The following is a 15,952-nucleotide window of genomic DNA, read 5'->3' on the forward strand; positions in this document are numbered from 1 at the left end:
ATGGCGAAGGCCATCGACCGGGTGTCGTGGAGCGCGGCGAAGCGGGCGGCGCTCTCTGAGAAGACACTAGCCCGCGCCATTGCATCGGCGATTGCGTCGAGCGTCATGTCGTCAACGGCGGGAGGGGGGCGCAGGATCTGCGCGGGGGCGGTCAAGCTCGCCGCTCCCACTTCTCGGGAATGCAGCCGTAGGCGAGGCTCGCGATCTGCTCGGCGACCTCGCGGCTGACGCTGACGCGGTTCAGGATGCGATGGGCGCGAAGTTCAGCGGGTGATGGCCCGTCAAAGGACGCCATCGGGACGGCGGGCAATTGCCGCCGGACAGGTTTTGCTCTATGGGGTGCCATACCAAATTCAACTTTATTCGGCCCCGGCGAGCGCCCTGCTTGTGCGGGGCCGACTTTTGTCTGCACTCGGGTTCGGGGCTGCTGCGGATGCCGGCGGGCCAGATCCCGCCAGCGGCGGATTAGGCGGCGATGGGCTCCGGCTTGATGCCGAGTAGGCGCATCCCCTCGTGCGCTGGGATCAGCTTCGTGCGGCCGATGGCGATGGTCTCGATGTCGCCGCGCTCGCATGCCGCGTAGAATGCCGACAGGCTCATCCCGACCGCATCGGCCATCACTTTGGCTCGCACGTTCTTGCCGTCGGTCAGTCTTTTCCGAACTTCATCCATCGTCGGCATGCCAATCCCTCCGAGTCAGACGGGGTGGCAAAGGACTGCGCCCCGTGCGGCTTGAAATATGCACCACACCGGAATAGCCGGAGTGGATTGCTTTTTCAAGCCCTTGGATTGATATCTGAACCGCGCGGGACAGAACCCCCGAAACAGGAGTGGATGGAATGGCCGTCAAAGCTGCGGAACGAGAGGGTCGCCGGGCGACGATGAGCGTGCGCCTCTCGGAAGAGGGGCGGTCTCGTCTGGAGCGTGCCGCCTCCATGAACGGGCGGTCACTGGCGCAGGAGGTCGAGCTTCGACTGGAGCGCAGCTTCGATCAGGATGATTTGTACGTCGCCTTGGTTGGCGAGACCTCTCACGCCCGGCCCCTGGTCCAATGCATCGCGACGACGATCCGATGGATAGAGGGGACCACCGGCAAGCCCTTCACGAGTGACTGGCAGACGCTTGTCTATGTGCGTCGTGCCGTCTCGCGGGTCTGTGAATTCGTTCTTGGCACCGACTACAGCGAAGCCGAGTACCTGAGCCAATTCGCTCAGACTGAAGACGAGCAGCGGATCTACCGCGAGATGACTGAGCAGTTCGCCTACAACGCCCTGCGGAAGCATGGCTGGGCTCTGCCGATGGCGCCGGGTGGAAAGGAATCGGACATGAGCCGTCGCTTGCCCGCCGATCCCATGGATAAGGACATAGAATAGACCGCTTCATTTCGTGAATAAGTCGGACCAATCCGGCCCATCGGGACAAACAAGACCAGACAAGAAACGAGGCTTTGCTCCCGGTATTACCGCCAATGAGCTCGAATGTTACTGTCGATAACAGCAACGGAGGGCGTTCATGCGTACATATCCGATCACGTTCACAATGCGCACGGATGCCGAGCTGCGGGCGGCCATCGACGCCGCCGCCGCGCGTGAGGGCTCCTCGGCTTCGGAGTGGGTTCGGCGCGTTCTAGTCGAACGTGCTCCTCGCCCTACCGTGTCGTCCGCCTCTCACCCTTCATGTGCTGGCGCCCCTCGCGCCCTGGCTCACGGGTAGGTGGCGCCGATGGATCAGCCTCAAGAAACCGCCCCCGGCACCGACCAGAGCGTCGTGGCCTCTGCCCCATCCGATCAGCGGATGGCGATGGCAGCGGAATATGCCGCCTACGCCGCCGAGAACGTCCAGGCCGCTCAGAACATCGGCTCCGCCCGCCTCTTCTTGCTGAAGGCGAACGGGCCGCAGGACGAGTGCGACATGCTCGCCTTCGTCCAGGCCCGACTGCATGGCCGCGCGGAGGAGTGGATGAAGGTCCGCCGGATCGTGCTCGAATGTGAAGGGATCTCGTAATGGCATTTGGTTTCGGCGCAGCTCCTGGCGTGCCTCAAGGGCTCTCGGCCGACGACATCAAGCGTCTGCTCGCTCAGCAAGCCGGTGTTTCTGGCGCCCCTCAGATGCCGCCCCCGGATCAGGGCCAGCCCCCGGCGCCGTCGATTCCTTTCGGATTTGGCGCATCACTCTTCGGCGCCCCCTCGGTGCCGGGTGCTCTGCCTCCGCAGGCGGGCGCGGCCCCGATGCCGCCGACCCGCCCGCCTGGGATGGGCTACGATCCTCTCGTGGCCGAGAACGAGGCGGCGACCCGTGCGGCCGAGGCGCAGACGGGAATGGTCCCGCAGGCGCCTCCCGCTCGGGCTCCTCGCCCCCTGTCGTTCGGCGCTTCGGCGCAGCCTGTCCCGGCACCGACCGCATCGCCCCAATTTCTCGCGGACGATGCACCGATGCCGAATGTGCGGGTGCCCCTGCCTCCCGTCCGGCCCAACTTCGGCTTGGTGCCTGGCGCTACGGCTCAGGCCGACATGCCCGCCGCCGATGCCATTCCTGCTTCCGGCACGATGCCAGCGCCGACGGCGCAACCAGCAGCTTCCAGCGCCCCCGGCTTCAGCTTCGGGAGCCTCTTCCAGAAGCTCGGCGAAAGCGGCGTGGGCGATACCCTCATTGGTCTCGGCACGGGCCTGATGAGCACGAAGGGTTTTGGCCCTGGCCTTAACGCTGGCTTCCAAAACGCTCAAAAGTACAACGTGCAACGGGCCGTGTCCGATCTCGCTCGCGCAGAGTTAGCGCTGAAGACCGGCAAGGTTCAACGGGAGACGGCGGCCAACAACAGCACCCGTGCCAGCCTCATCCAGGCCGGCCATGCTCCTGAAAAGGTGGATCTTGCCATCTCGGCTTCGGGGGCCGGCCATTCCGAGGCGCTGAACAACCTGCTTAAGACGGCAGTCCCGGCGCCGGTCGAGCCCAAGTTCGGATGGGAGAAGCGTTCGGACGGAACGCTCGCGCCAGTCGTGGGTGGCCCCGAAGATCCGAACTATCTCCGTCGCCAAAATCAGGCTTCGGCAGAGGGCACGGCAGCGGGCAAGCCCGACGACACGTACGCGCAGGTTCCTGAAGCCGAGCGTGTGTCCCTCGGCCTCCCTACCGGCTCCTACCAGCGCGACAGCAAGGGCAAGCTCTCGGCAGTCAATCCGAGCGGCCAGACGATCAATATGGGCGGTGAGAAGGCCCAGGATGCGACGGTCGGCAAGGGCTATGGCGAGTACCAGCTTGATCTTGCCACCAAGGGCCGGAACGCCGGCTCGACCATTAACACCCTGTCCCTAATGGAGCAGGCAGCCCGTGATCCCAACTTCTACTCCGGCGTCGGAGCGGAGGGTCTGAAGAAGGCCAACCAGCTCATGGTGTCGCTGGGCGTCAAGGATGCCAGCTTCACCAAGCCGACTGAGGTCTTCGAGGCGCTGTCCAACAAGGTTGTTCTCGACAGCCTCGGCGGTTCGCTCGGCCCTGGTATCTCGAACACCGACCGTGACTATCTCGGTCGTGTTGCCCCTGGCCTCTCCCGCACGAAGGAGGGCAACCTCGAACTCATCGGCGTCGCTCGCTCTCTGGCTCAGCGCCAGCAGGAAGTGGCTCGGTTGGCTCGTGAGTACGCCGGCCAGCGCAACGGCCGGATCGATGCCGGGTTCGACGATGTCCTCGCTGATTACTCGGCCAAGAACCCGCTGTTCCCGGCCGCCGCGGCTGCTTCGACCGCCCAGCCTGTCGGCCAGACGGGCTCAGGCAGGATGGCCGCGCCGGATCGATCCGCGATTGACGCCGAACTTCGCCGTAGGGGATTGCGCTGATGGACCTGACCACGCTTTCCAATGAGGAGCTTCTGAAGCTTTCGGAGCAGACACAAGCTCCGGCTCCCAATCCCGTGTCTGCGGCTCCGGCCTGGGATCTATCGAAGTTTTCCGACGCGGATCTCCTGAAGTTGCACGAGGCCACGCCCTCGGCCGACGTCACGGACTATCCTGCCGCCGGCATGGCCGGAGATGGTGCCGCCGCGATAGGTCGAGGAATCATCAACGGCATCCCGGTCATCGGCCCCTCGATCACGGGCGGGCTGAACAAGGGGATCGCTGCCGTCCGGTCCTACCAAAGCGGCCAGCCCTATGCCGACGAGCTGAAGCGGGTCGAAGCCTTCGGCCAGGGCACCGCCAAGGCCAACCCGTGGTCGACGACGGCCGGCGAGGTGGCAGGCGGCGCGCTCGGCACCCTGCCCCTCGTCGCGGCGGCTCCTGCGGCCTTCGGAGCGGGTACGGCCTCGGTGCCGGTGAGGGCGCTGGCCTCGGCGTTCTCAGGGGCGGCGCTCAACTCGGCGGACTCGGCGGCGCGGACGGGCGGTGACGTCGATGCAGCGTTGAAGGCTGGCGCTCTTGGGTACGTTGGGGGGCTTGGCTCCCCCTTCCTCGGTCAAGCCGTAGGCCGCACCGCCGGGCTTCTGTCGGAGCACCTTTTGGCACGAAACGCTAAGGTGCCCGGCCTCGGAAATTCTGCGGCGGGCAAGCTCACCGACGACCTTCGCAACGCGGGTGGTCTTGATGCGGTTCGCGGCAACCTCAACAACCTCGGCCCCGAAGCCATGCTCCTCGACGCCTCGCCGTCGTTCGAGGGTAGGGCACAGGGCCTCGCCGTCCTGCCCGACACCCGCGAGACGATCATGAACCCGCTGGTCGCGAGGGCGCAGGGTGCCAACGCGCGTCTCGCGGATGATGTCGGCCGCAACCTCGGCCCTGCCACTGATCCGGCCGCATTCCATGCCGGGATCGACACGGCGTACCAGCGCGAGATCCCACCCCTCTATCGCAATGCCCTTTCCCAGCGCGTGGAAGTGGACACCAGCGGCGTTCTCAACACGATCGGACAGATGGGCGCTCAGGAGAAGGGCGGCGCTGAAGCGGCTCTGCGGCGTGCCTGGGGGCTCCTCCACACGGAGGGAGACGTTCCGGGTGTCGGCCGCGCCATGATCCCGGATCGCCGGCCTGAAGCCCTTCACAACGCCAAGGAAGCCTTGGACGCGATGATCGCGACCGTGCAGAACCAGCAGGGTTCGGCGGCCGGCAGCGAGTTGCGTGCGCTCTCGGCCACGAGGGCACAGTTGAACGACGCCCTTCAGGCTCAGGTGCCTGGCTACGAGCAGGCCAACCGAAACGCCGAGTTGTTCTTCCGCCAGCGTGATGCCTTCGACAACGGCCAGACGTTGCTCAACAGCGGGCGAGAGGCAGCGCGTCCCGCCCAACTCGCCGCCGAAACCGCCGCGATGGCTCAGCCCGTACAGGACGCACAGCGGCTTGGCCTGCGGGCTGAAGTGGACCGTCTCGTTGGAACGACAGCCAACGACCGCGTGGCGCTACAGAAAGCGATCAAGGGCGAAGGCGATTATAACCGTGCCCGTCTCGGGACCGTCTTCGGCGAGGAGCCTACGGCCAACGTGATCGGGGCCGTCGAGCGAGAGGCCGCCTTTGACGGAACCCGCAATCGCATCGTGGACAACTCGATGACGGAGATGCGTCGGCAGTCAGCGGCCGATGTTGCTCCTCGGGATCTCAAGCCAAAGGCTTCAGACGTCATGCCTGCTGTGGCGGGGATCGTCGGCGGGCCGCAGGCGGGTGCCATGGCTTATGGCGTCAAGGGCCTTCAACTCGGTGCGAATGCGGCGGGTAGGGCAGCAGATGTCGCCAGGAACCGCGAGTTGGCGCAGGCGCTGGTCTACACAGGCGACCCGATGGACACGCTGTTGAACGCCCTCGGGATGCGCCTGAACGCCTCCCAGCGGGCCGGTGGCATCGACGCTCTGGTGAACAGCCTGACGCAATCGCTCACACAGTCTCAGGGAGAACGGTTCCGCCCTGCTTTGCCAGCGGCGATACCGTCACGTCTGTGGAGGTAAAGGGCGAGGAGGCCGGTGGCGGCGAGTAGGGCGAGGAACATGGCCCATGCGCCGCCTCGGCCGACCGTCCCGTAAAGGAAGTCCAGGAACGGCGTAATCAGCAGGTTGGCCACCCACAACAGCGCCGCCATGCCAGCGACGTACAGGATCAGAGCGAGGGCGACGAACAACCAGCGGGACATAGCCCCAAGGTGGCGCGGGATCGGATTAGACGCAATGAGGCAGGCGATGAAACAGGATCGAGACGACGAGGCCGTTCGGCGGCTGCGTGCCATTGTCGAAGCGGCCGGTGTCCGGTCTCCTATGGAATACTACCGACCCGCGCCATGGCATCGGAGATTAGTCCGTCGACTTTCTGCTGTGTTCGTACGGCTACGTCTGCGAGGAATTCGGATCGCTCCTCCGAACGCGGTTTCGCAGTGAGGCCGTCGATGCGCCCGGCGGCGCTCACAACGCTCTGGGCGAAAGCCGCTCTTTGTTCCGCCGGGATCGAGGCAAGGAGTTGAGCGGCCAGGATTTCGAGCACCATTCGGTGCGCCAGGGTGTCGGCCGCCAAATTTCTCAGAGTCTCGTCCAGATCCATCACGGCGCCCTCGCTTACGAAAGCATGGGGCGCGATCATGATTAAGGGCTGGTAAATGAGGGATCGTAGGTGAAGAACGGGGTCAGGCCAGGGCCAGGGCGCGGGATGCCTCCCCCAATACAGGTCGAGTTGGAACAGCGTGAAAATCTGAGAGGGGCGATACTCCCTCGGCCCTTCACCGCATCATCCGTGATCCGCGCCATTCTGGCCGGTCTGCCGTCCATCGCAGACAGCGATCCGGGAAAGTCCGCTCCCAAGCCATTGCCTCAGCGGGAACGCCGACAGGTCGATATGATCCACCCCATCGGGGCTGGAACGCGGAGCCCCCTTACCGCTCAAAGCTTCCTTGCGCTGCTAGCGAAGCGGGGGTGACATCCTCTAACCGGCCAAGGCCTGCATCTCGGCTACGCCATCGCGCAGCACATAGCCGCGGCCCCAGACGGTCTCGATGTAGTTTTTGCCGGACGAGGCGTTCGCGAGCTTCTTGCGCAGCTTGCAGATGAAGACGTCGATGATCTTGAGCTCAGGCTCGTCCATGCCACCGTAGAGGTGGTTGAGGAACATCTCCTTCGTAAGGGTCGTACTCTTCCGCAAAGCGAGGAGTTCAAGGATCTGGTACTCTTTGCCGGTGAGGTTCACCCGGTTGCCAGCAATGGCCACCATCTTCTCGTCGAGGTTCACCGTCAGGTCGCCGGTGGTGATGACCGACTGGGCATGGCCCTTCGAGCGGCGGACGATAGCTTGGATGCGGGCGACCAGCTCGTCTTTATGGAAAGGCTTGGTCAGGTAATCGTCGGCTCCGAAGCCGAGCCCCTTAACCTTGTCCTCGATGCTGGCCATGCCAGAGAGGATCAGGATCGGCGTCTTGACCTTCGCCACGCGCAGATTGCGGAGCACCTCGTAGCCCGACATGTCGGGGAGGGTGAGGTCGAGGAGGATGATGTCGTAGTCGTAGAGCTTGCCGAGGTCGATTCCTTCCTCGCCGAGGTCCGTCGTGTAGGTGTTGAAGCTCTCCGACTTGAGCATCAGTTCGATGCTCGCTGCGATCGAAGCGTCGTCCTCAATCAGCAGCACGCGCATGGGAAGGTCCTCAAAAGATTGAGACTTCCTAACCGGACGTCGGCAACAAACCGTTAAGATACTGAAGCAAGATCCGCTTCATGCAGGCAGGGCTCGGCTGCGCACTAGACCGCGCAGGGCTCGGAAGGGGAGCATCAGAGCAGTAAGGCAGGCCCCCAGCGTCAGGACCACGAAGACCGATAGGATCGCCGTCAGAATTTTGATCATAGGCGTGCTCGCTCCAGTGTGCAGCGGGACAGACCCCGCACCGCAGCCACGATCCTCCTGAAGTTCGGCAAGAGTGTGTGCGAGCCAGCTCAGGCCATTAGGATGCGCTCGTCCGCCTACTGGCCAACCAGATCCTCTCACCACCCTGATGAGATCGATGCACATACGAAAACGCCCCAGGAGAAGCTCCTAGGGCGTCTGTTAGCTAAGCGACCAGCTGGATCGGGCTGGGGATGCTCAGCCAGATGATATAAGGCGAAAAGCCTTAGTAAGATCCGAACTTGTAGTTCAGGCCGGCGCGGACGACGGCGAACTCAGTCTCACGCGCCGTGCTGCTCAGCGACAGCACGTCCGTCCGGGGGTTGTAGACGGAGCGTGAACCGCGACCGTTCTCCTGATCGAGGTTCACGTACAGGCCTTCGACCTTCAGCGTCACAGCCGACGACTTGAAGAAATTGAAGAACGAGTCGGTGGGTAGAGCGTACTCGATACCGCCGCCGGCGGTGTAGCCGGTGCGGAAATCGTCGCCACCGGTGGCACCGTCGCCATAGGCGAAGCCACCGGTGCCGTAGAACAGGACGCGATCGAAGGCATAGCCGAGGCGGCCACGAACCGTGCCGAAGAAGTTCATCTCATTGCCAGCGATCCGAACGGCCTGGTTCTGGGCCGGGCCACCGTTCGGCGTGAACGTGCCGGTCACGGTGCGGCTCTTGTTACCAAAGTCCGTGTACTGGGCATCGGCCTCGATACCGACGACCACGCCCGAGCCCGGGGTGAACTGATAGTTGTAGCCGACCTGGCCGCCGCCGACGAAGCCCTCGTGATTGTCGCTGTTGTTCAGCACGAGGACGCCCGAGGTGCCGTAGGAGTTCAGCACGGAGCTGGCCGGCAGGTTGTAGCGGTCGCTGTTGCTGCTGGCGTCGAAGCCGTAACCGGCGTTGATACCGAAGTAGGCGCCCGTCCAGGTGAACACCGGCACCGGCACGAAGACCGGGGGAGCGGCGCGACGCGGCAGGTCGGCGGCCGAAGCGGCGCCAGCTAGGAGAGCGGTGGCCGCAGTGGCGAGGAGGAGCTTCTTGAACATGGAAGTCGTTGGCCCGTGCGATGAATTTGAACGACACAGAGCCCTGAAAGCGCCAGTAGCGATAGTGCGATCTTGCAACACTGCAGAGATCTGGCTTACCAGCCAAGAGCTGACGCGATAGGCTACGAGCAGACGTGAACAATATTTCGCATTTGAAGTGTCATCATGATTAATTATCTATGAACAGAGGTGAGACGCGGCATGACCGTTAAATCTGCAACAGACGTTGACCGTGCCATCGGCTTGCGCATCGCTGCCCTCCGTAAAGCTAAGGGATTGTCACAGACTGCGCTTGGCCAAGTCGTTGGCGTTACGTTTCAGCAGATCCAAAAATACGAGAATGGGCAGAATCGAATAGCCAGCGGCCGCCTACAGCAGATCGCCCACTTTTTTGAAGTACCGATGTCAGCCCTCTTCGGCGAGAGTGAGCCCCAGGGGCAGGACGAGATGTTCCCCTTCCTCGCTGAGCCTGGCGCCATCGAAATCCTCGCCGCCTATGCATCCATTGAGGACAGTGACCTTCGCCGCGACGTCTTGTCGATTGTGCGAACCGCATCTCGGCTGAGTGTCCTGCAGACCGATTAGCCAGCAGCACCTCGCGTCCGACCGGTAAGCGCTCTTCTTTCACACGGTACGGTTCGGCCGCGCGCAAAGCCTCAGACGGTTCGGAAGAGCAGTGTCCGGCTTGTCGAACAACCGCATACCCTCACCGCATGGCTTTCGCCCGTTCCGCAGTCCGCCTGGATTCTCGCGAGCCATTGGCGTGAAGGCGACCCTGCCGTCCCGGCAGCTCTCTTAGGGTAGGGCTGGGCTCGGTTTTCCCCGAAGTTAGAACCCCTGTATCCGTGGGGTGAATTGCTTTGCACCCACTCCCCCGATCTGGGGAGCGGCCGGCGCGACGCATCCAGGCTTGCCACTCTCGGCTGATGATGCGGACGAGGTTCGGCGAGTTCTTCCTGCCCTCGTGGCGGCGCTCCTCAATCGTCAGCAACCCGTCGCCCTCGGCGAGACGGATCGCGCCCTGAGCGAGGCGACGACAGACCCCGGCCCTAGCGGCTATGGCGTCGACACAGAGGCCGCACACGCCTTTGGCGGCTACCTCATCGGCGACGATGCGCAGGACCGCGAGCTGACCGGTGGTGAACCGCGAGGCCAACGCGGGCGGCATAGGGCCAGAGCAAGCTAGCAGGCGGCGCCTGTCCCTCGACATGGCCTTGTCGGGGCTGGTGACGCTCCTGCGGGGCGGGAACAGGCTCACACGGCCGGCAGGGATGCCTACGGGCACGATGCCCTCACGGATCGCGCTGCGGCGCCCGTGGAGCCGTTCGGCAAGCGCCTGGGCCTCCTCGTCGGCCAATGCACCCGATCCGTGCCCCTGCCAGACCTGGCGCGATAGCTCATCCATCTGCGCAAGCGTCCGCGCGCCGTCGATGGCGGCGGCCATGGTCGCGTGAAACATCATCCTCGGTCCCTCTCGGGCCGCGGCAGGCACAAGGCACGACTTCTCGATGCGGGAATTGGCGTTCCCGCTTGACTCCCGAGGGGGTCGTATGGCTTGTGGGGGATTGTGTCGGGCCACCACAGGCCATTTCGATTTTTTGCGGGCTCCTCGTTTGGCGACGGGGGGCCCGTAGTCGTTTCAGGGTCTATCTCGCGGCGGTGATCTCTCCTGATGCCGGCTCACGACTCGCTTAGGGCGATACGCGGCCGGACATGGCATGTCGGCCGGGCGGGATGGTTAAGTCAACGGTAAGGGGTTGGCCTATGGCGACGATGACGGCGCGTGAGTTCGCGAACGAGATCGTGGAGCCGACCATTCGGGAGTTCGTAGCGACCCCGGACAGGCGGCGCGGCTACCTCGCCTGTATCGTCTCGTACCATCTCGGCGATTACCTGAGCCCTACGGCGCGCTCCGACGCCAAGGCAGCACTTGGCCTGCCGTTCGTGGCCCTCGATCGCATGTGCAATGCCGCGAAGCACCGCGAGGCGACCCACGGAAAAGCACCTCCAATGGTGGCAGGTTCCGACACGGAGCGGCCCGTCTCGGGCTTCGGCAGCCTATGGGAAGACCTGCGATTTGATGACCGTGGGGGCCGGCACATCGAGCACGACGGACGGCAGTACGACATGCTTGATTTGTGTCTGATCGCCATCCGCCATTACGCGGGGCAGTACCCGGAGGATCTCCGGGACAGTGCTGTGACGCGCTTCGACTACAATACGAAGCCGTATCCCGCGACCTAGTGCGCCATGGGAGGCCAGCCGTTTCCGACGCTCTGCTTTTGCTCACCCTGGCGACCGAGAACGCCGAGCTGCGCGCTCAACTCGCGGAGGTGCAGGACCAGTGCGTCGAGCTGGCAGTGGATGCAGGCGAGCCCCACGCCGAGGTCGAGGCGCTGCGGCGAAATCTCGCTTTGCTCAGAGTAGCCGCAGCAACCGGGGACAGGCACCGTCTTCCATGAAGGAAAGGCAATCAAAAGACTCGTTTGATCTCCCATAGCCCAAATTACCGGCTCGTGCGTTCATCCTACGCTTCACCCATTTAGCAGCAGATTTCTGCGGTGCGATGGCAGCACGAGAAGGTATTAATATGCGCAAATTACTCATCGCCACCACCGTGCTTATGGCTTCTGCAACGGTGGGCTTCGTTACAACGGCGTCAGCCGCGGTCGTTGGCCTTGCGCCAGCCCTGACGGTCCCCACCAATACAATTGCTGAGGTACGCATGGAGCGTCGTATGATGCACCGCCGGATCACCCATAGCCGGATGCACCGACGGATGGGTAGCCGTCAGTACCAGCATCGTCGGATGTGGGGGAACTAACTCAAGGCCGGATCCTCGTCGTCCCCTGTCGTCAGATTGGGGGCGACGGCATCTTGATACTCCAGAAAGTTATGCGCTCAATCATCTACGCCCTCGCCTTCCTCCTGGCCCTTGCCACTGCCTCTGCGGCCGAGCCGATCACCGGCCGGGGCTCGGTGGTCGATGGCGATACCCTCGACATCGGCGGCACCCGCATTCGGCTCCATGGGATCGATGCACCGGAGAGCAGTCAACTTTGCCATAGAAGGGCAGGAGAGGCCTTCCGCTGCGGGCAGGCTGCTGCGCTCGCGCTGGCCGACCGGATCAGCTCCACGCCCGTCTCATGCGATCCTAAGGATACCGACAAGTACGGGCGCACCGTCGCGGTCTGTCGGAAGGGCGCGGAGGACCTGAACGGCTGGCTGGTCGCGCAGGGCCACGCCATCGCCTACCGCCGGTATTCCGAGGACTACGTCCCGGCCGAGGACACCGCAAAAGCAGGGAAGCTCGGGATATGGGCCGGCTCCTTCACGGCGCCGGAGGACTGGCGCAAGGGCGAGCGGGCGATGACGATGGGGTTCGCAGCGCCGGGCGGCCCGGATGGCCCCATACCCTCGCCAGCACCTCCGCAGCCGGCCCTCAAGGCCGGCGGCTGCGCGATCAAGGGCAACATCAGCCGGAAGGGCGAGAAGGTCTTCCACGTCCCCGGATCGCGCGACTACGACCGGACTCGGATTAGCGAGAAGGACGGCGAGCGCATGTTCTGCTCGGAGGATGAAGCGAGGGCAGCCGGGTGGCGGGCGCCACGGGGATAATCAATCAAATTCTCAAACAGGGGAACGAGCTTGGCTATAGTTCTGTTTATGGGTCGCCTTTGGCCTCACCCCTTCTCGGCCAGGCATCGATAAGGAGACCCGTCATGAGCTTCCTCGGCAGCATCGTCAGCAAAATCCTCCACCCCTTCGGCGGCGCAAACACCCCCGCCGAGGCCGCTCCCGCCGACGCCTCCACCAGCTCCGGCACCAGCGCACCGGCCTCCACCAGCTCAGCCCCGGCAGCCTCGGGCGAGCCCGTTGACGTCGAAGCCGTGCTGAATGACCTCGCCGCCAAGAACCCGCAGACCCTCTACTGGCGGACCTCCATCGTCGACCTGATGAAGCTCCTCGACATCGACTCAAGCCTCAGCGCACGCAAATCGCTCGCGGACGAGCTGCACTATACCGGCGACAAGGAAGACTCGGCCACGATGAACGTCTGGCTGCACAAGCAGGTCATCAAGAAGCTGGAAGAGAACGGCGGCAAGGTGCCGGCCGACCTAAAGGATTGAGCAAGGGGCAAGTCATAAGCCGCCTTAATCGTTCCAACTGACCCCGCCCGGCTCACGCTGCGGCGGGGTTTTTCGATCAGATCCAAACCATCTGCGAGTGAGGATGGACTATTGGGGCCTCGAACATCCGTCTCATCCGGCCGTTGGTCCTGTCCAGGAAGCCAGCGAGGAAGCGATGACCGAGAAGAAAACGTCCCAAACCGACGAGGCAGGCCCGTCGACCGCGCCGGATACACAGGATCCGCTGAACGTGCCGATGGATCATGTAATCACCAAGACCCCGAAGATCGAAGGTAGCCATACGCAAGAGACCATCGATCCGGCCGAGCGTCTGCCCGATGATCCTGAGGAGCAGAACGACCTTGCTTGATCCTACGTTTACCGCGAACCTAAGGCCCCGCCCGGCTCACGCCGCGGCGGGTTTTTTTGACGCTCGGACGAAACAATTTCGGCATCCCATACGTACTGCGCCTCACCGCGCAACGTTTTGAAGGAACGCCGTTTGTCTGTCGACCTCGCATCTCTCCGCGAATTAGAGGCTCCGCACCCTCAGTACCGAGCCCATTTGAAAGACCTCGGTGATCGGATCTTACGAGTGCGTGAGATTGCAGCCGACAACGAGGAGGAAGCGTTTCGCCAGCTTCACGCGATGACGGACGGACGCCCTTTAGAGCTATGGAAGGGCCCTAACTTGCTCGCTCGGTTGGACGCCTCGGGTAACCGAGAGACCTAACCCCCGGCACGCCCCGTGCTTCGCCCTCTCCGAAGTTATCCTCCCCGATGCTCCTCTGAATGACCGACCCCGCGCAGCGAAAGTTGTTGCGGGGGTTTTTCCTCGTCTCAAAGCCATAGCGAAGCAGGCATGGAAATTAGGGAAGGGCTCCGCGTTGCCACCTGCATTGACAGGAGCATCCATGAAGACCTTGACCCTCACCGCCTGCACCGTGGCACTCGCATCCCTCGTTCTCGTTCAGATGGGAACGGCAGCGGATGCTAGATCAAGACACAAGAAGCGCGGCACTGCCGTGACGACCAGCACGAGCACGACCGGTGGTCGACCGGGACGCACGATCTCTCGTGGGGCTACCGGCGCTGACACAGTCACCTCGAACTCGGCCGCAGGTGGCAATTCCAGCCAGCCTGCACGAGCCTCTGGGACCGGAAGCGCTGGTGGCGGCGCCGGCGGTGGCATGTAGCAGTAGGCGACCGTAGTTGAGCATTTCTAGCCCGGCCGGATTAGTCCGCGCCGGGCTTTTTGCTCGGATAGCGAGCGCAAGAAGCCCGACGGGAAGGGGTGAGGGGGATGGTGGTTGTAGCAGGATCGATGAGAATGTCTGAAACTCAACATACGCTATGCGGCGAGAAAACTTAAGTTAACATTGCCCCCTCGACACCAGGGGGGCGTACGTGGATACTTATCACCACATCACCTACGATTTGCGCCCCGACGACCGAACTTTCAATGTCTGGACGGTCTACGACACGAAATCTAATAACCCCGCTCTGGTGAAGGGTGTTCGGCAAGTCGGACTTCCATTTGCAGATGCTGACGATCTGGTGGACCTGCTCAACGCCATGGAGCGGGCCTCGCCGGGGTCGTCCGTCACCTGGGCTGATGGCTCGCACTAAGCCTTACCAAGACTACGGCCGCGTCTCCATCTGATCCACGCGCTTGCGTCGGCCATTGGCCCGCTCAATCCAAATTTCAGCGGCGTCGAGGGCGAGCTCTGGACCGTGAGCGTAATCCCACCGCCAGTTCGGGTCTGCAGTTGGGCCCCACCTCAGATCGACGCCTTCCCGGAGGATCAAACGGAGGCGGAATTCTCCCTCATGCTGACGAACCAATAAAAGCCTGAGGGTCTCAGAAGAGGCGATCCATGCTTCCAATGATCCCAGGTCCGTAAAAATGCGGGGCGCATAGTCGTCCGTCGTGATCTCGCGCCAGGGCGGGAGTTCGTCCGTCATTTGTGGCTTATCGCCTCTCAGTCCGGCTCGGCAGGACCCGCTTCGAAGACATCCTATTCGGTCAATCTATTTTTAATCCGTTACCAAGTCTATTGAGGGCGCGCCGAAAAATGCTCTATAGGGCACTCGCTGAGCCTTAGAGAAAGACGTTATGACCGATCAGACCTCCGAATTTCAGACCAGCCACATCGAACTTGCGGCTGATATCGTCGCCGCCTACGTCTCAAACAACTCTCTGCCAGCAAGCGCCCTAGGCGACCTGCTGAGCAGCGTGCATGCTGCCGTCAGTGGCCTTGCCAACGGGGGATCTGCCACGCCGGAAGGTATCAAGATCGAGAAGGCGACACCGGCCCAGATCAAGAAGTCGATCACGCCCGACCACCTCATCAGCTTCGAGGACGGCAAGTCCTACAAGACGCTGCGCCGCCATCTGACACTTCGCGGTCTGACCGCGGAAGCCTATCGTGCGAAGCATGGCCTGCCCGCCGACTACCCGATGACGTCTCCCAGCTACTCGGCGCAGCGCTCGGAGCTTGCCCGGTCGCTTGGCCTTGGGCAGCAGCGAAATGGAGCATCAAAGGCTGTGGCCGCGAAGGCACCGCAGGCTGAGGTGATGTCAGACGCACCTGCTCCCGAGAAGAAGCGCGCCGGTCGTCCGCGCAAAGCTACGACAGCCGAATAACCTAGGCCACAAAAGCGGGTCGGGCGAACGCTCGCGGCGCGTGCCCGACCCGCCGTCACCCTGAAGGCCTGTTGAGGCAGGCCGCAGGGCAACGGGGGCAGTATCGACGGTGAATTGCGGCCGTCAATCGTCGCTCCAGCCTCCAGCGTGCGTAGGGTCGATGCAACGAGGTTTTGCGGCAGGAGCCTCACCGCGGTGCCATCTTCACAGGGGCGCCCCCAGGATCGAACGGCGCCGGGGCGAGGGTACGGTTAACGATTGGTGACCGCCCTTAGCATGTTGTGCGAGGCCATCAGCA

Annotated in this window: 19 protein-coding genes; 12 read left to right on the forward strand and 7 right to left on the reverse strand. The window is 63.3% G+C overall.

Features of this window, described 5'->3' with window-relative positions; all coding sequences use genetic code 11:
* Nucleotides 1-151: 151 nt before the first annotated feature.
* Together FPV16_RS17915 and FPV16_RS17920 are read right to left on the reverse strand one after the other, a co-directional pair.
* Nucleotides 152-295 (reverse strand): hypothetical protein, encoded by a 144-nt coding sequence (locus FPV16_RS17915; RefSeq protein ID WP_227439736.1) that lies wholly within the window; start codon nt 293-295, stop codon nt 152-154.
* Nucleotides 296-465: 170 nt separating this feature from the next.
* Complete coding sequence (locus FPV16_RS17920) at nt 466-681, reverse strand: DNA-binding protein (protein ID WP_227439737.1); 216 nt, start codon at nt 679-681, stop codon at nt 466-468.
* A 158-nt stretch (nt 682-839) separates the two neighbouring features.
* Between FPV16_RS17920 and FPV16_RS17925 the strand changes: the two genes are divergently transcribed.
* From FPV16_RS17925 to FPV16_RS17940, 4 genes are all read left to right on the forward strand, one after another.
* Entirely contained in the window at nt 840-1,373 is a 534-nt protein-coding gene (locus FPV16_RS17925) for a TraY domain-containing protein (RefSeq protein WP_227439738.1), read from the forward strand.
* Between the two features lie 349 nt (nt 1,374-1,722).
* Nucleotides 1,723-2,004, forward strand: a complete 282-nt coding sequence (locus FPV16_RS17930; protein WP_227439739.1) for a hypothetical protein — start codon at nt 1,723-1,725, stop codon at nt 2,002-2,004.
* Complete coding sequence (locus FPV16_RS17935) at nt 2,004-3,833, forward strand: hypothetical protein (RefSeq protein WP_227439740.1); 1,830 nt, start codon at nt 2,004-2,006, stop codon at nt 3,831-3,833. The genes FPV16_RS17930 and FPV16_RS17935 overlap by 1 nt, the downstream gene beginning before the upstream one ends.
* A complete protein-coding gene (locus FPV16_RS17940) occupies nt 3,833-5,923 on the forward strand; it encodes a hypothetical protein (protein WP_227439741.1) in 2,091 nt (696 codons plus the stop codon). Before FPV16_RS17935 ends, FPV16_RS17940 begins: the two co-directional genes overlap by 1 nt.
* A 301-nt stretch (nt 5,924-6,224) precedes the next feature.
* Here the strand turns inward: FPV16_RS17940 and FPV16_RS17945 are convergent, their stop codons facing one another.
* The 3 genes from FPV16_RS17945 to FPV16_RS17955 all read right to left on the reverse strand — a co-directional run bounded on the left by FPV16_RS17945 (nt 6,225) and on the right by FPV16_RS17955 (nt 8,877).
* Nucleotides 6,225-6,506 (reverse strand): hypothetical protein, encoded by a 282-nt coding sequence (locus tag FPV16_RS17945; RefSeq protein WP_227439742.1) that lies wholly within the window; start codon nt 6,504-6,506, stop codon nt 6,225-6,227.
* 378 nt (nt 6,507-6,884) lie between these two features.
* Nucleotides 6,885-7,586 (reverse strand): response regulator transcription factor CtrA, encoded by a 702-nt coding sequence (gene ctrA / locus FPV16_RS17950; protein WP_227439743.1) that lies wholly within the window; start codon nt 7,584-7,586, stop codon nt 6,885-6,887.
* Nucleotides 7,587-8,058: 472 nt separating this feature from the next.
* Nucleotides 8,059-8,877, reverse strand: a complete 819-nt coding sequence (locus FPV16_RS17955; RefSeq protein WP_227439744.1) for an outer membrane protein — start codon at nt 8,875-8,877, stop codon at nt 8,059-8,061.
* Between the two features lie 201 nt (nt 8,878-9,078).
* Between FPV16_RS17955 and FPV16_RS17960 the strand changes: the two genes are divergently transcribed.
* Nucleotides 9,079-9,462: a helix-turn-helix domain-containing protein gene (locus FPV16_RS17960; RefSeq protein WP_227439745.1), complete on the forward strand. Its 384-nt coding sequence runs from the start codon at nt 9,079-9,081 to the stop codon at nt 9,460-9,462.
* Nucleotides 9,463-9,583: 121 nt separating this feature from the next.
* On the opposite strand, the gene FPV16_RS17965 is transcribed toward FPV16_RS17960, so the two are convergent.
* The gene (locus FPV16_RS17965) at nt 9,584-10,339 is read right to left on the reverse strand and encodes a hypothetical protein (protein ID WP_227439746.1); all 756 of its coding nucleotides are present in this window, start codon (nt 10,337-10,339) and stop codon (nt 9,584-9,586) included.
* Nucleotides 10,340-10,641: 302 nt separating this feature from the next.
* Here FPV16_RS17965 and FPV16_RS17970 point away from each other — a divergent pair, with 302 nt between their 5' ends.
* The 6 genes from FPV16_RS17970 to FPV16_RS17995 all read left to right on the forward strand — a co-directional run bounded on the left by FPV16_RS17970 (nt 10,642) and on the right by FPV16_RS17995 (nt 14,636).
* Nucleotides 10,642-11,121 (forward strand): hypothetical protein, encoded by a 480-nt coding sequence (locus FPV16_RS17970; RefSeq protein WP_227439747.1) that lies wholly within the window; start codon nt 10,642-10,644, stop codon nt 11,119-11,121.
* 651 nt (nt 11,122-11,772) lie between these two features.
* Complete coding sequence (locus FPV16_RS17975) at nt 11,773-12,495, forward strand: thermonuclease family protein (RefSeq protein WP_227439748.1); 723 nt, start codon at nt 11,773-11,775, stop codon at nt 12,493-12,495.
* Between the two features lie 104 nt (nt 12,496-12,599).
* Nucleotides 12,600-13,007, forward strand: a complete 408-nt coding sequence (locus FPV16_RS17980) for a DUF3597 domain-containing protein (protein ID WP_227439749.1) — start codon at nt 12,600-12,602, stop codon at nt 13,005-13,007.
* 103 nt (nt 13,008-13,110) lie between these two features.
* The gene (locus FPV16_RS17985) at nt 13,111-13,377 is read left to right on the forward strand and encodes a hypothetical protein (RefSeq protein ID WP_227439750.1); all 267 of its coding nucleotides are present in this window, start codon (nt 13,111-13,113) and stop codon (nt 13,375-13,377) included.
* Between the two features lie 544 nt (nt 13,378-13,921).
* Nucleotides 13,922-14,203: a hypothetical protein gene (locus FPV16_RS17990; protein WP_227439751.1), complete on the forward strand. Its 282-nt coding sequence runs from the start codon at nt 13,922-13,924 to the stop codon at nt 14,201-14,203.
* Between the two features lie 211 nt (nt 14,204-14,414).
* Nucleotides 14,415-14,636, forward strand: a complete 222-nt coding sequence (locus FPV16_RS17995; RefSeq protein ID WP_227439752.1) for a hypothetical protein — start codon at nt 14,415-14,417, stop codon at nt 14,634-14,636.
* A 12-nt stretch (nt 14,637-14,648) separates the two neighbouring features.
* On the opposite strand, the gene FPV16_RS18000 is transcribed toward FPV16_RS17995, so the two are convergent.
* On the reverse strand, nt 14,649-14,972 hold the full coding sequence (locus FPV16_RS18000; RefSeq protein WP_227439753.1) for a hypothetical protein: 324 nt from the start codon (nt 14,970-14,972) through the stop codon (nt 14,649-14,651).
* A gap of 151 nt (nt 14,973-15,123) precedes the next feature.
* On the opposite strand from FPV16_RS18000, the gene FPV16_RS18005 reads away from it, so the two are divergent.
* Nucleotides 15,124-15,654: a MucR family transcriptional regulator gene (locus tag FPV16_RS18005; protein ID WP_227439754.1), complete on the forward strand. Its 531-nt coding sequence runs from the start codon at nt 15,124-15,126 to the stop codon at nt 15,652-15,654.
* The last annotated feature ends 298 nt before the right edge of the window (nt 15,655-15,952 follow it).

Origin of the sequence: Methylobacterium sp. W2, from assembly GCF_020662345.1 — a bacterium.
In the GTDB taxonomy this organism is placed as follows: domain Bacteria; phylum Pseudomonadota; class Alphaproteobacteria; order Rhizobiales; family Beijerinckiaceae; genus Methylobacterium.